General features: G+C 70.9%; 11 protein-coding genes and 2 pseudogenes. 8 read left to right on the top strand and 5 right to left on the bottom strand.

All coding sequences use genetic code 11. The features are described from left to right. Positions 1–238: pseudogene (locus AB0G16_RS37025) on the bottom strand (ATP-dependent DNA ligase); the annotation flags it as partial. A gap of 154 nt (positions 239–392) precedes the next feature. After that, entirely contained in the window at positions 393–767 is a 375-nt protein-coding gene (locus AB0G16_RS37020; protein ID WP_362815454.1) for an FKBP-type peptidyl-prolyl cis-trans isomerase, read from the bottom strand. Between the two features lie 489 nt (positions 768–1,256). Here AB0G16_RS37020 and AB0G16_RS37015 point away from each other — a divergent pair, with 489 nt between their 5' ends. From AB0G16_RS37015 to AB0G16_RS36995, 5 genes are all read left to right on the top strand, one after another. Continuing rightward, entirely contained in the window at positions 1,257–2,558 is a 1,302-nt protein-coding gene (locus AB0G16_RS37015) for an extracellular solute-binding protein (protein WP_362815453.1), read from the top strand. A gap of 175 nt (positions 2,559–2,733) precedes the next feature. Beyond that, a complete protein-coding gene (locus AB0G16_RS37010; protein WP_362815452.1) occupies positions 2,734–3,699 on the top strand; it encodes a sugar ABC transporter permease in 966 nt (321 codons plus the stop codon). After that, complete coding sequence (locus AB0G16_RS37005; RefSeq protein WP_362815451.1) at positions 3,696–4,664, top strand: carbohydrate ABC transporter permease; 969 nt, start codon at positions 3,696–3,698, stop codon at positions 4,662–4,664. The genes AB0G16_RS37010 and AB0G16_RS37005 overlap by 4 nt, the downstream gene beginning before the upstream one ends. Continuing rightward, positions 4,661–6,079 (top strand): GH1 family beta-glucosidase, encoded by a 1,419-nt coding sequence (locus AB0G16_RS37000; protein ID WP_362815450.1) that lies wholly within the window; start codon positions 4,661–4,663, stop codon positions 6,077–6,079. Before AB0G16_RS37005 ends, AB0G16_RS37000 begins: the two co-directional genes overlap by 4 nt. A 29-nt stretch (positions 6,080–6,108) precedes the next feature. After that, a complete protein-coding gene (locus AB0G16_RS36995; protein WP_362815449.1) occupies positions 6,109–7,104 on the top strand; it encodes a LacI family DNA-binding transcriptional regulator in 996 nt (331 codons plus the stop codon). A gap of 101 nt (positions 7,105–7,205) precedes the next feature. On the opposite strand, the gene AB0G16_RS36990 is transcribed toward AB0G16_RS36995, so the two are convergent. Together AB0G16_RS36990 and AB0G16_RS36985 are read right to left on the bottom strand one after the other, a co-directional pair. Further along, positions 7,206–8,204: a LacI family DNA-binding transcriptional regulator gene (locus tag AB0G16_RS36990; protein WP_362815448.1), complete on the bottom strand. Its 999-nt coding sequence runs from the start codon at positions 8,202–8,204 to the stop codon at positions 7,206–7,208. Next, the gene (locus tag AB0G16_RS36985) at positions 8,201–9,586 is read right to left on the bottom strand and encodes a GH1 family beta-glucosidase (protein WP_362815447.1); all 1,386 of its coding nucleotides are present in this window, start codon (positions 9,584–9,586) and stop codon (positions 8,201–8,203) included. Before AB0G16_RS36985 ends, AB0G16_RS36990 begins: the two co-directional genes overlap by 4 nt. Positions 9,587–9,785: 199 nt before the next feature. Here AB0G16_RS36985 and AB0G16_RS36980 point away from each other — a divergent pair, with 199 nt between their 5' ends. The 3 genes from AB0G16_RS36980 (at position 9,786) to AB0G16_RS36970 (ending at position 13,207) form a co-directional block, all read left to right on the top strand. Further along, positions 9,786–11,147, top strand: a complete 1,362-nt coding sequence (locus AB0G16_RS36980; RefSeq protein WP_362815446.1) for an ABC transporter substrate-binding protein — start codon at positions 9,786–9,788, stop codon at positions 11,145–11,147. Positions 11,148–11,226: 79 nt separating this feature from the next. After that, on the top strand, positions 11,227–12,201 hold the full coding sequence (locus tag AB0G16_RS36975) for a sugar ABC transporter permease (RefSeq protein WP_362815445.1): 975 nt from the start codon (positions 11,227–11,229) through the stop codon (positions 12,199–12,201). A 55-nt stretch (positions 12,202–12,256) separates the two neighbouring features. Continuing rightward, positions 12,257–13,207 (top strand): carbohydrate ABC transporter permease, encoded by a 951-nt coding sequence (locus AB0G16_RS36970; RefSeq protein WP_362815444.1) that lies wholly within the window; start codon positions 12,257–12,259, stop codon positions 13,205–13,207. A gap of 63 nt (positions 13,208–13,270) precedes the next feature. Here the strand turns inward: AB0G16_RS36970 and AB0G16_RS36965 are convergent. After that, a pseudogene (locus AB0G16_RS36965) lies at positions 13,271–13,735 on the bottom strand (hypothetical protein); the annotation flags it as partial.

Raw genomic sequence — 13,735 nt, 5'->3', positions numbered from 1 at the left:
CGTGCACCTCGCGCAGGGTGGCGGTGGCCGCGAGCCTCGGCTCGGGCGGGTCCTGCAGGCTTTTCCAGCCGACGCCGACGTTGCGCTGCGGCAGCTCACCGGAGAGGTAGGCGATGGCGATCTCCGCCTCGTCCGGTGTGACCCGGCCGAGCAGCTCCGCGAGGTGGGCGATCTTCGCCAGCCGGGCGGACCCCGCGGTCACGGCCGCCGAGGTGCGCGCGAGATCGATCAACAACACAGGGGTCAGCCTAACAACTCCCCGCGACAGGACCCCGGACGTATCCACCGTGGCCCGGACGTTCACGGACGGATACGTGACGTCCCGACGCACCGGGCCGCCCCCCCCCGCGAGGGAGGGCGGCCCGGTGCGTGCCGTTCGTGGACCCGGGGCGTCAGCTCACGCCGAGCAGGTCCACGACGAAGATGAGCGTCTCGCCCGGCTTGATGCGGCTGCCCGCGCCGGCGTTGCCGTAGCCCAGGTGGGGCGGGATGGTCAGCCGACGGCGGCCGCCGACCTTCATGCCCGCGACACCCTGGTCCCAGCCCGCGATGACCCGGCCCCCGCCCAGCGGGAACTGGAAGGTGTCACCCCGGTTCCACGACGCGTCGAACTCCTCGCCCGTCGAGAAGGCGACGCCGACGTAGTGCACGGTGACCTGCTGCCCCGGCGTGGCCTCGGGGCCGTCCCCTACGACGATGTCGACGATCTCCAGCTCCGACGGCGGGGTGCCCTCCGGAAAGTCGATCTCCGGCTTCTCCAGTGCCACGTGTTTCTCCTCGCTCGGATGCGCGCCGGTCGATTTCCGGCCGCCGGACGACTCTACGGGGTCCGGGACCGTCGAGGGGGACACCGGGACGGCGTGGTTCTCGCGTCGCGCTCACCGGCCCGCACCGCGGACCAGCGGCGGCGACGGACGCGAAACCGTGGAGAGACGTAAGGGAGCGCTCTCTGATTGAGAGGGTGACGATGTCAGCAGCCGCTGTCAAGGTCTGTCTCGCCGCCGTGGAACACCCCGGAAACGCGACCTTAATGTGACCTGTCCGTCGTAGATCGCCTCCGCGTCCTCCAAAAGTAAGCTTTCTTAGGTATTTGACCTGGAGAAACTCCCTCAGAAACCGGAGGGCGCTCTCCGTCTGAGAGAGGGTCGTTCGCCCGTCTCGACGTCCGGGGACCGTTGACAGGTGCGGCACTTGGTATCAATCTGCTCAGGGAGCGCTCTCTCCATGATCACTTATGAGAACCCTGGGAGGGTTCCATGCTCAACTCACGCCACCGGTTCCTCACCTCGATGGCCGCCGTCTCCGCCCTGGCCCTCGGCCTGACCGCCTGCGGCGGTGGCGGCGGTGGCGGCGCCGAAGGCGGTGGGACGGCCTCCCAGCCGGCCGAGAAGATCAAACTGACCGTCGGGCTGTTCAGTGACTTCCACTACGCGCCGCTGTACGAGGAGTTCAAGAAGACCCACCCCAACGTGGAGATCGTGGAACGCCGCGCGCAGTTCAACGACCACCACACCAACCTCATCACCCAGCTGACCACCGGCGCGGGCGCCGCCGACGTGGTCGCGGTGGAGGGGGGCTACATCGGCGCCTTCACCCCGGTGCCCGCCAAGTTCCACAACCTCAAGGAGTACGGCCTGGACAGGCGCCAGAGCGAGTACCTGGACTGGAAGTGGAAGCTGGGCGTCTCCAACGACGGCTCCTCGCTGATGGGACTGGGCACCGACGTCGGCGGCCTGGCCATGTGCTACCGCCCCGACCTGTTCAAGAAGGCCGGCCTGCCCACCGAGCGCGACGAGGTGTCGGCCCTCTGGCCCACCTGGGACGCCTACGTCGAGACCGGCAAGAAGTTCGTCGAGGCCAAGGTCGAGGGCGCCAAGTTCACCGATGCCCCGGGCGAGCACTTCCGCGCCATGGTCGAGCAGGCCCCCGTCGGGTTCTACGACGCCCAGTACAACATCGTCGCCGCCACCAACCCCGAGGTGCGCAAGGCGTACGACATGTCCGTGAAGATCATCGACAGCGGGCTGTCGGCCAAGCTCGCGGCGTTCACGCCGCCGTGGAACACCGGGATCGCCAAGGGCACCTTCGCCACCATGGTCTGCCCCGCCTGGAAGACCGGCACGATCAAGGACCAGAAGCCCGGCGAGGGCACCTGGGACATCGCCGCGGTGCCCGGCGGCGGCGGCAACCAGGGCGGTACCCACCTGATGCTGCCCAAGCAGGGCAAGCACCCCAAGGAGGCCGCCGAGCTGATCGACCTGCTGACCAGCAAGGAGAGCCAGATCAAGCTCTTCAAGGACGCCAGCGCGCTGCCCTCGCTGCCCGCCCTGTACGACGACCCGGCCGTGAAGGACTACGTCAACCCGTACTTCGGCAACGCCCCGATCGGCAAGATCTTCACCGACGCGGCCAAGGCGCTCAAGCCGCAGCCCGCCGGCCCCAAGGCCGGTGACGTCCTGCTGGCGTTCGGCAACGGCCTCCAGCGCATCGAGCAGGGCAAGCAGAACGCCGAGGAGGCCTGGGCGCAGGCGCTCAAGGACGTCAGCCGGATCAAGTAGCCGCCCTCCCGCGCCGGCCGGCCGGTCTCCCGCCGGTCGGCCCCGCACCGGTCGGCCCCGCACCGGCCGTCGCCCCGGTCCCACATCGACCGGTCCGGCCTCGGTGACGGCCCTCCCCGTACACGGCGAGCGGCCCGCTCCCCGCCCCCCAACGACTCGCCGAAAGGAGCCGCCGGTGGCCACCCGCGCTCCCGACCGCCTGGCGGCGGTCCCACCGAACCGACCGGTGCGACCGCGCCTCCGCCGCCACCTGGTCCACCAGCTCGACGTCAAGGGCTCCCCGTACGCGTACGTGGCCCCGTTCTTCCTGCTGTTCTCCGCCTTCGGGCTGTTCCCGCTGGCCTACACCGCCTGGGTGAGCCTGCACGAGTGGACGCTGCTGTCGGAGGAGCAGACCTTCGTCGGCCTGGACAACTTCCGTACGCTGCTCGCCGACGACTACTTCTGGAACGCCACCTTCAACACCCTGTCCATCGGGGTGCTCTCGACCGTCCCGCAGCTGCTGCTGGCCATCTGGCTGGCCCACCTGCTGAACCGGCCGCTGCGGGCGCAGACCTTCTTCCGCATCACGCTGCTGCTGCCCAACGTGACCAGCGTGGTCGCCGTGGTGGTCATCTTCAGCCAGCTCTTCGGCCGGGACTTCGGCATGATCAACTGGATGCTCTCGCTCTTCGGGGTCGAGGGTGTCGCCTGGAACGAGGGGGTGCTGACCTCGCACTCCGCCATCTCCATCATGATCATGTGGCGGTGGACGGGGTACAACGCCCTGATCTTCCTGGCGGCCATGCAGGCCGTGCCGCGCGAGCTCTACGAGGCGGCGACCATCGACGGGGCGAGCGGGATGACCCAGCTCCGCAGGATCACCGTCCCGATGATCAGGCCCACGATCGTCTTCGTCGTCATCACCTCGACGATCGGCGCCATGCAGATCCTCGCCGAGCCGTTGCTGTTCGGCTCGTACAGCATCTCCGGCGGGGCTGACCGGCAGTACCAGACGCTCGCGCTGCTCATCTACGAGAACTTCACCAAGCTCGACCTCGGCTACGCCTCGGCCATCTCCTGGATGATGTTCGTCTTCATCGTCGTGGTCGCCGGCGTCAACTACCTGCTCACCCGCCGCGCGAAGGGAGGGCTGACGTGAGCGCTCCCACCCCGAGCCCCGTCCCCGCACATCTCCCCGGCCACGCCCCCGTGCACGCCCCGGCCCCCGCGCCGGAGTCCGCGCCGGGGCCCGCCCCCGCCCGACGCCGGCGCGGCCCCGGTTCCGGCCCCGGTTCCGGGGCACGGCGCTCCGACGCCGCCCGCAGGCTCACCTACCTCACGCTGACGGCCGTGGCGTTCTTCTCCCTGCTGCCGCTCTACTACAGCGTCGTGGTCGCCTCCCGCGACAACGCCGCCCTGGCCGAGGTCCCGCCGCCGCTGGTGCCCGGTGGCAACTTCTTCGCCAACGTCGCCCGCGTCTTCGACACGGTGCCCTTCGCGCTGGCGATCCTCAACTCCGTGCTGGTCGCCGGGTCGGTCGCGATCGCGGTGATGTTCTTCTCCACGCTGGCCGGGTTCGCCTTCGCCAAGCTGCGCTTCCGCGGCCGCAACGTGCTGCTCCTGCTGACCGTGGCGACCATGATGGTCCCCACCCAGCTCGGCATCATCCCGCTGTACATGCTGATGGTGAAGCTGGAGTGGACCGGCACCATGTACGCGCTGATCGTGCCCGCGCTCGTCAACGCGTTCGGCGTGTTCTTCATGACCCAGTACCTCTCCCGGGCGCTGCCGACCGAGCTGCTGGAGGCCGGCCGGGTCGACGGCTGCACCACCCGGGGCCTGTTCTGGCACGTGGTGCTCCCGGCCGCGCGCCCGGCCGCGGCGGTGCTCGGCATGCTCACCTTCATGTCGGTCTGGAACGACTACTTCTGGCCGCTGGTCGTGCTGACCCCCGAGGACCCGACGGTCCAGGTCGCCCTGTCCACGCTGGCCAGCGGATACGTCAACGACTACGTCCTCGGCCTGGCGGGCACCACCCTCGGCACGCTGCCGCTGGTGCTGGTGTTCGTCCTGCTCGGCAAACAGATCATCGGAGGAATCATGCAGGGAGCGGTGAAGGGATGACCGTCGTGGGCACTCGGGGGGCCACCCTCACGGAGGGAGGCGCGGACTTCCCCACCGGTTTCGTCTGGGGCGCGGCCACCGCGTCCTACCAGATCGAGGGGGCCGTCCACGAGGACGGCCGCGGGCCGTCGATCTGGGACACCTTCTCGCACGCGCCGGGCAGGGTCGCCGGGGGCGACACCGGTGACGTGGCGTGCGACCACTACGCCCGCCACGCCGGCGACATCGCCCTGATGGGCGAGCTGGGCCTGGCCGCCTACCGCTTCTCGGTGGCCTGGCCCCGGGTCCGCCCGGCGGGCGGCGGCCCGGTCAACGCCCGCGGCCTGGACTTCTACGACCGGCTCGTGGACGGGCTGCTGAGGGCGGGCATCACGCCGTACGCCACCCTCTACCACTGGGACCTGCCGCAGGCGCTGGAGGACGCGGGCGGCTGGCCCGAGCGCGACACCGCCTACCGCTTCGCCGAGTACGCCGCTGCCGTGCACGAGCGGCTGGGGGACCGGGTCGGGCACTGGACGACCCTCAACGAGCCGTGGGTGGCGGCCTTCCTCGGCCACGGCAACGGGGTGCACGCGCCGGGCAGGACCGACGCCGCGGCCGCGTTCCGGGCGGCGCACCACCTGATGCTCGGGCACGGGCTGGCCGCGCGGGCCCTGCGCGAGGCCGGCGCGCGGGAGATCTCGCTGGTGCTGAACCTTTCGCCGGTGATCACCCCCGCCCAGGTGTCCGACCCCGGCGCCGGGCTCTCCGAGGCGGACGCCGAGGCGGTCGGCCGGATCGACACCCTGCTGGTGCGGCAGTTCACCGAGCCCGCGCTGCGCGGGGAGTACCCGGCCGGATTCCTGGGGATCGTCGACCGCAACGGCGGCCTCGGCCACGTCCGGGACGGCGACCTGGGGATCGTCCACCAGCCGATCGACGTGCTGGGCGTCAACTACTACAACCCGTGCGTGGTCGAGGCCGGCCCCGGGCTGGCGGCGGACGCGGCCTGGCCGGGCAGCGAGGACGTCCGGTTCTGCCCGGCCGACGGCGTGCCCGCCACGGCCATGGGCTGGCCGATCGTGCCCAGCGGCCTGTCCCGGCTGCTGGTGCGCCTGTCCGACGACTATCCCGAGGTCGGTCTCATGATCACCGAGAACGGTGCGGCGTTCGACGACGTGGTCGAGGACGGGCGCGTCCACGACACGCGCAGGACCGCCTACCTGGAAGGCCACCTGCGCGCCGTGCACGCCGCGATCGCCGACGGGGCCGACGTGCGGGGCTATCTGGTGTGGTCCCTGCTGGATAATTTCGAGTGGGCGGAGGGGTACCGGCGTAGGTTCGGCATAGTGCACGTCGACTTCGCCACCCAGCGGCGCCTGCTCAAGGACAGCGCGCTGTGGTATCGCGAGGTCATCGCGCGGAACGGGCTGTAGGGGAACGACGAGGACCGTAGGGGAGCACGATGAGACGACCCACCCTGGAGGCGGTCGCCGCCCGAGCCGGGGTCTCCCGGTCGACCGTCTCCCGGGTGGTGAACGGCCAGACCACGGTCACCGCCGACATCCGGGACCTGGTCATGCGCGCGGTGAACGAGCTGGGCTACGTGCCCAACGGGGCGGCCAGGAACCTGGCCACCCAGCGGACCAACTCGGTCGCGCTGGTCGTGTCGGAGTCGCCCAACCGGGTCTTCTCCGACGACCCGATGTTCTCCACCGTCATCCGCTCGGCCAGCCTGGAGCTGGAGGCCGCGGGCAAGCAGGTCGTGCTGCTGCTGGCCGGGTCCCCCGAGAGCCACGCCAGGGTGGAGAACTACGTCGCCGGCGGTCACGTGGACGGCGTCATGCTCGTCTCCAGCCACGGCGCCGACCCGCTGCCGGTCGCGCTCACCCGGCTGCGCGCCCCGGTCGTCTCCTACGGGCGCCCGGCCGTGCCGGTCGAGATGCCCTACGTCGACAGCGACAACACCGCCGGCGCCGCCACGGCCGTACGGCACCTGCTGGAGCGCGGCAGGCGGCGCATCGCCACGATCGCCGGGCCGCTGGACATGATCGGCGGGCAGGACCGGCTGGCCGGCTACCGCGAGGTGCTGCGCGACTCCGACCGCCGCTCGATCATCGCGGTGGGCGACTTCACCCGCGAGTCCGGCGCGGTCGCGATGCGCCAGCTCCTGGCCGACGACCCCGAGATCGACGCGGTCTTCGCCGCCAACGACCTGATGGCGATCGGCGCCATGCACGCGCTGCGCCAGGCCGGGCGCCGGGTGCCCGGCGACGTCGCGCTGGTCGGCTTCGACGACATCGAGGCCGCCCGCTACACCGATCCGCCGCTCTCCACCGTCCGCAACCCGCACGCCGAGCAGGCCGCCGCCATGGTCCGGCTGCTGCTCGCCCTGCTGGAGGGCGAGAGCGCCGAACCGGCGATCCTGCCCACCGAGCTGGTGGTCAGGGCCTCGTCGTAGGCCCTCGGGCGACCGACACGACCGGCACGACCGACGCGACCGGCACGACCGGCGCGACGGCCGGGGCGTCGTCGTGGACCCGTGGACGATCGGCCCGGTGGTCAGGGCGGCGTCGTGGACCCGCGGACGACCAGCTCGGTGGGCAGCATCACCTGGGCCTTCTCCTCCAGGTCGAGCACCATGCGGGCCAGCCGGCGCCCCATCTCCTCGGTCGGCTGCCTGACCGTGGTCAGCGCGGGCTCGGCGTAGGACGCCGCGGGGATGTCGTCGAAGCCGACCAGCGCGACGTCGTCGGGCACCCGGCGCCCGGCCTGGCGCAGCGCGAGCATCGCTCCCAGCGCCATCAGGTCGTTGGCCACGAACACCGCGTCGATCTCGGGGTCGTCGGCCAGGAGCTGGCGCATGGCCGCGGTGCCGGAGTCGCGGGTGAAGTCGCCCACCGCGATGATCGAGCGGCGGTCGGAGTCGCGCAGCACGGAGCGGTAGCCGGCCAGCCGGTCGATCCCGGCGATCATGTCCTGCGGTCCGGCGATGGCCGCGATCCGGCGGCGGCCCCCCTCCACCAGGTGCCGCACCGCCCGCTCGGCGCCGCCGACGTTGTCCATGTCCACGTACGGCAGGCTGCTGGGCACGCTGGGGCGGCCGCTGCAGACCACCGGCACGCCGCGCCTGGCCAGGACGCCGGGCAGCGGGTCGGTGCCGTGCATGGACGCGATGATCACCCCGTCCACGTGACCGTTGGTGGCGTAGCGCTCGACCCGCTGGTAGCCGCCGGACAGGCCGGTGAGCATCAGCACGAGCTGCTTGTCGGCCTCCTCGATCTCCATGCTGACCCCGCGGATGATCCCGGAGAAGGTCGGGTCCTCGGAGAAGACGCGGGTGGCCGGCTCGGGGAAGACCAGGGCGATCGAGTCGGCCCGCTGGGTCACCAGGCTCCGTGCCGCCTGGTTGGGCACGTAGCCCAGCTCCTCGACGGCGCGGGTGACGGCCTCGCGGATCTGCGGAGCGACGCGCATGGAGCCGTTGACCACGCGCGAGGCGGTCGCCCGGGACACACCGGCCCGGGCGGCCACCTTCTCCAGTGTCGGACGGGCTCTCACAGCCCGTTCCGGCGGACGACCTCGCTGTACCAGCGCGCGCTGTCCTTGGGGATGCGGCGCTGGGTGCCGTAGTCGACGTGGACCACGCCGAAGCGCTTGTTGTAGCCCTCGGCCCACTCGAAGTTGTCCAGCAGCGACCAGACCAGGTAGCCCCGCAGGTCCGCGCCCGCCTCGATGGCCGCGTGCGCGGCGCGCAGGTGCCCGTCGAGGTAGGACAGCCGGTCGGTGTCGCGCACCCGCCCGCCCTCGACGACGTCGTCGAAGGCCGCGCCGTTCTCGGTGATCATCAGCGGGGTGCCCGGGTAGTCGCGGGAGAGCCGCACCAGCAGATCGGTCAGGCCGAACGGCTGGACCGCCCAGCCCATCGCCGTCCTCGGCGCGTCGGCCCCGCCGAAGGCGATGCCCTCGCTGCCGGGGAAGGCCGGGTTGGCGGCCTCCCCGGGGGCGGCGGCCACGGTCTGCGGGGTGTAGTAGTTCACGCCCAGCAGGTCGATCGGGGCACCGATGATCTCCAGGTCGCCGTCCTGGACGAAGGACCAGTCGGTGAAGCGCCGGGCCCGCTCGACGACGTCGGCGGGGTACTCGCCGTGCAGCACCGGGTCCAGGAAGACGCGGTTCTGCAGGCCGTCGACGATCTCGGCGGCGGCCCGGTCGGCCGGCGCGTCGCCGCTGATCACCGGGGCGAGGTTGAGCGTGATGCCGACCTTCTGCGCGCCCGAGGCGCGCAGCGCCGCGGTGGCGAGGCCGTGGCCGAGCAGCAGGTGGTGGGCGGCGGCGAAGCCCAGCGCGGGCTCGGCGCGTCCGGGGGCGTGGATGCCCGAGGCGTATCCCAGGAAGGCCGAGCACCAGGGCTCGTTCAGGGTGGTCCACGTCTCGACCCGGTCGCCCAGCCGGGCGTGCGCGATCGCGGCGTAGTCGGCGAAGTGGTGGGCCGTCTCCCGGTTCGTCCAGCCGCCGCGGTCCTCGAGGGTCTGCGGCAGGTCCCAGTGGTAGAGCGTCACGACGGGGGTGATGCCGGCGCCGAGGAGCTCGTCGACGAGACGGTCGTAGAAGTCCAGGCCTCGCGGGTTGACCGGTCCTGAGCCGTCGGGCTGCAGGCGGGGCCAGGAGACGGAGAAGCGGTAGGCGTGCAGGCCGAGGTCGCGCATGATCGCGACGTCCTCGGGATAGCGGTGGTAGTGATCGCACGCGACGTCACCGGTGTGGCCCGCATGGACCTTGCCGGGGGTCCGTGAGAAGGTGTCCCAGATGGATGGACCCCTGCCGTCGTCCCGGGCCGCGCCCTCGATCTGGTAGGCCGCGGTGGCGGCACCCCAGACGAAGCCCTCGGGGAACGTCAGCACGCCGGAGTCCTGAAGCTCGAAGGACTTTTCGGCGGACATGGTCAATGTCCTCACCGCCCCATTCTGTTAGGCCGTCGCGTGAGAGCGCTCTCTGGAGCATCACCGTACAGCAAACATCATGTCAATAAAAACACGATTGTAACCGTAATATCACGGTTGTTGACATCGCGTTGTGTGCCGACAATTCTTCCAGAGAGCGCTCTCAGGCTCCCCGGCAAGTACATATGGAGGAAGGTCCATGTCGCTCCTCTCTCGGCCCAGTCGTGCCGCCCTGGTGGCCGGCAGCATCGGGCTGGCGCTGGTCGCCACCGCGTGCGGCTCCAGCGAGTCCAAGCCCGCCGCGGACGGTGGCGGCAGCGCGGCCGCGGCCCCCGAATGCGCTGAGTTCACCAAGTACGGCAAGCACGAGGGCAAGAAGGTCAGCATCTACGCGCCGATCCGCGACGTGGAGGCCGACCGCTTCGAGCAGTCGTGGAAGCCGTTCGCCGACTGCGTCGGCATGAAGATCACCTACGAGGGCACCGGCGAGTTCGAGGCCCAGATCCAGGTCCGCGCGGACGGCGGCAACCCGCCCGACATCGCCTTCATGCCCCAGCCCGGCCTCGTGGAGCGTTTCGCCAAGGCGGGCAAGCTCAAGCCGGCCCCCGACGAGGTCAAGAAGCTCGCCGCCGAGGGCTGGTCGGCCGACTGGGCCAAGTACTCCACGGTCGACGGCGTCTTCTACGGCCCCCCGCTGGGCGCCAGCGTGAAGTCCCTCGTCTGGTACTCGCCGGGGATGTTCACCGAGAAGGGCTGGGCCATCCCCAAGACGTGGGACGAGCTCATGACGCTCACCAACACGATCGCCGGCACCGGCGTCAAGCCGTGGTGCGCGGGCATCGAGTCCGGTGAGGCGACCGGCTGGCCGGCCACCGACTGGATCGAGGACATCCTGCTGCGCGAGGTCGGCCCCGAGGGATACGACGACTGGGTGACCCACAAGCTGGCGTTCAACGACCCCAAGGTCGTCGCGGCGGTGGACAAGGTCGGCGCGATCCTCAAGAACGAGAAGTTCGTCAACGGCGGCTACGGCCCGGTCAAGTCGATCGCCAGCACCGCCTTCCAGGAGGGTGGCGTCCCGATCACCGAGGGCAAGTGCGCCCTGCACCGCCAGGGGTCCTTCTACGCCAACTTCTGGCCCGAGGGCACCGAGGTCGCCGAGGACGGCGACGTGTTCGCCTTCTACCTGCCCGGCAACGACCCGGCCAAGAAGCCGGTGCTGGGCGCGGGTGAGTTCGTGGTGGCCTTCGCCGACCGTCCCGAGGTCCAGGCGGTCCGGGCCTACCTCGCCTCCGCCGAGTTCCCGGTGGCCCGGATGAAGCAGGGCACCTACGTCACCGCCCGCAAGGGCGTGGACCCGGCCAACGCGCGCAACCCGATCGACAAGCTCTCCATGGAGATGCTCCAGGACGCGAACGCGACCTTCCGCTTCGACGGCTCGGACCAGATGCCGGCCGCGGTCGGCGCCGGCACCTTCTGGAAGGGCATGACCGACTGGATCAACGGCAAGGACACCAAGACGGTCCTCGACTACATCGAGGCCTCCTGGCCGAAGTCCTGACCCACCGACGACCCCGGCCCCGCCCGCCGCGGGGCCGGGTCGTCACCCACCCGGTCCGATCCTTCCGAAAGATCCTTCGATGGACTTCGACTTCGCCGCCGAACTTCCCAAACTCGTCCAGCTCCTGATCGGCGTCGCCGCCTTCCTCGTCGTGGTCGCGGTGGTCCTGATCCTGGTCGACCGCGTCCCGATGCGCCGCCGTGCCTGGATGCACGCGGCGATCCTGCTGCTTCCCGCCGTGCTGCTGCTCACCATCGGCCTGATCATCCCGGCCATCCGGACCTCCATGCTGTCGTTCATGAGCGGCGACGGCCAGAGCTGGGTCGGCACCGACAACTACGGCTGGATGTTCACCCAGGCCGAGGCGCTCACCGTGCTGCGCAACACCCTCGTCTGGGTGCTGCTCGTCCCGATCCTGGTGACCACGGTCGGGCTGCTCTACGCCGTCCTGGTGGACCGCACCCGGTTCGAGTCGCTCGCCAAGTCGCTGGTCTTCCTGCCCATGGCGATCTCCTTCGTCGGCGCGGGCATCATCTGGCGCTTCGTCTACGCCTACCGCTCCGAGGAGCAGGAGCAGATCGGCCTGCTCAACCAGCTCGTCGTCGCCTTCGGCGGCGAGCCGCAGCAGTGGCTCCAGGAGCCGCCGCTCAACACGCTCTTCCTGATCGTGGTCATGGTCTGGATCCAGGCCGGGTTCGCCACCGTGGTGCTGTCGGCGGCCATCAAGGGCATCCCCGCCGAGATCGTCGAGGCCGCCAAGCTGGACGGGACCACTCCGGCGCAGATGTTCTTCCAGGTGACGCTGCCGTCCATCCGCTCGGCCGTCATCGTGGTGATGGTCACCCAGTCGATCGCCACGCTCAAGCTGTTCGACATCGTCCGCACCATGACCGGCGGCCAGTTCGACACCAGCGTCATCGCCAACGAGATGTACAACCAGGCGTTCCGGTACGGCGAGACGGGCAGGGGCGCGGCCCTGGCGGTCTTCCTGTTCGTGCTGGTGCTGCCGATCGTGATCTACCAGATCCGCCAGCGCAGGGAGGCCCTCCGATGACCGGACGAGCAGGCCGGCAGGGCACCGCCGGGACGCGGCGGACGAAGGAGGACCCGTGGCCACGTTGACCGGGACCGCGGTGCGCCCCCGGGCGGAGACCGCGCCGCAGCGCGTACGGCGGCGGCTGAGCGGCCGGGTCGCCGGCGCCGTGGCGATCGCCATCGCGGTGCTCTGGACCACCCCGACCTTCGGGCTGCTGCTCTCCTCGCTGCGCCCGGAGGACCAGATCAAGACCACCGGGTGGTGGACGTTCTTCGCCGACCCGCAGATCACCCTGGAGAACTACCAGGAGGTCCTGTTCGGCACCTCCTCGTCCTCCGGCCAGATGATGAGCTTCCTGATCAACTCGATCGTCATCACGATCCCGTCGGTGCTCTTCCCGCTGGCCCTGGCCACCTTCGCCGCCTACGCGCTGGCCTGGCTGCCGTTCCGCGGCCGGGAGTGGGTCTACATCGGCATCTTCGCGCTGCAGATCGTGCCGCTGCAGATGTCGCTGGTGCCGCTGCTGTCGTTCTTCTCCGAGGGCGTGTCCGTCCTCGGCGTCCAGCTCATGCCCGCCTGGGAGCTGGAGGGCCCGGCCCGCTTCGTTCAGGTCTGGTTCGCCCACACCTGTTTCGCGCTGCCGCTGGGCATCTTCCTGCTGCACAACTTCATGTCCGAGCTGCCCGGCGAGCTGATGGAGGCGGCCAGGGTGGACGGGGCCAGCCACGGCAAGGTCCTGCGCACCGTCGTCCTGCCGCTGGTCGGGCCGGCGCTGGCCACCTTCGCCATCTTCCAGTTCCTGTGGGTCTGGAACGACCTGCTGGTGGCGCTCATCTTCGCCGGCGGCACCCCGGAGAGCGGCCCCATGACGGTGCGGCTGGCGCAGATGGCCGGGACCAAGGGCAACGAGTGGCAGCGCCTCACCTCGGGCGCGTTCGTCTCGCTGGTCATCCCGCTGATCGTCTTCCTGTCGATGCAGCGCTACTTCGTCCGCGGCCTGCTGGCCGGCAGCGTCAAGGGCTGATCGCCCCCCGCGCCCCGGTGGGCGCCCCTGCCCCGGGGCGCCCACCGGGTTCTCGTACGCGGGTCAGGAGCGGGGCCGGTCCTGGGCGGCCGACGCGGCGGGCCGGTCGGGGGAGGTTCCCTGGACGGGGACCTGGGGCTCGGCGCTCTCCGGTCCCGCCGGGGCGGACCGGTCCGAAGCGGCCTGCGGGGCCGGGGTCAGGTGCTCGCCGCTGACCGGAACGGCAGGGGCGCCGGCCTCGCCCGGAAGGTCCTGGTCGATCCGCGGCATGGACGAGGCGGGCACGGTCGGCCGGGTGGAGACGTCCGAGAGCGACGGCTGCGGGGGCACGCCGGAACGGGCGGGAGAGGCGACCGAGGCGGTGGCGGAGCCGGAGGCGGCCGGCTGCGGCGGGACGGAGTGGGCGGGGGAGGTGGCCGCGGCCGGGTCGTCGTACAGGCCCGCGGACGAGGGAACCTCGACCACGACGGTGTCGGCCGGGCCGGGGGTCGAGTCCAGGACGGCCCGCGCGTGGTCCACGTGCGAGGC

It is taken from the genome of Streptosporangium sp. NPDC023615 (assembly GCF_040640155.1).
In the GTDB taxonomy this organism is placed as follows: Bacteria; Actinomycetota; Actinomycetes; order Streptosporangiales; family Streptosporangiaceae; genus Streptosporangium.
Note: the sequence above shows the minus strand (reverse complement) of the source record. Positions and strands in the feature narration are given on the sequence as shown.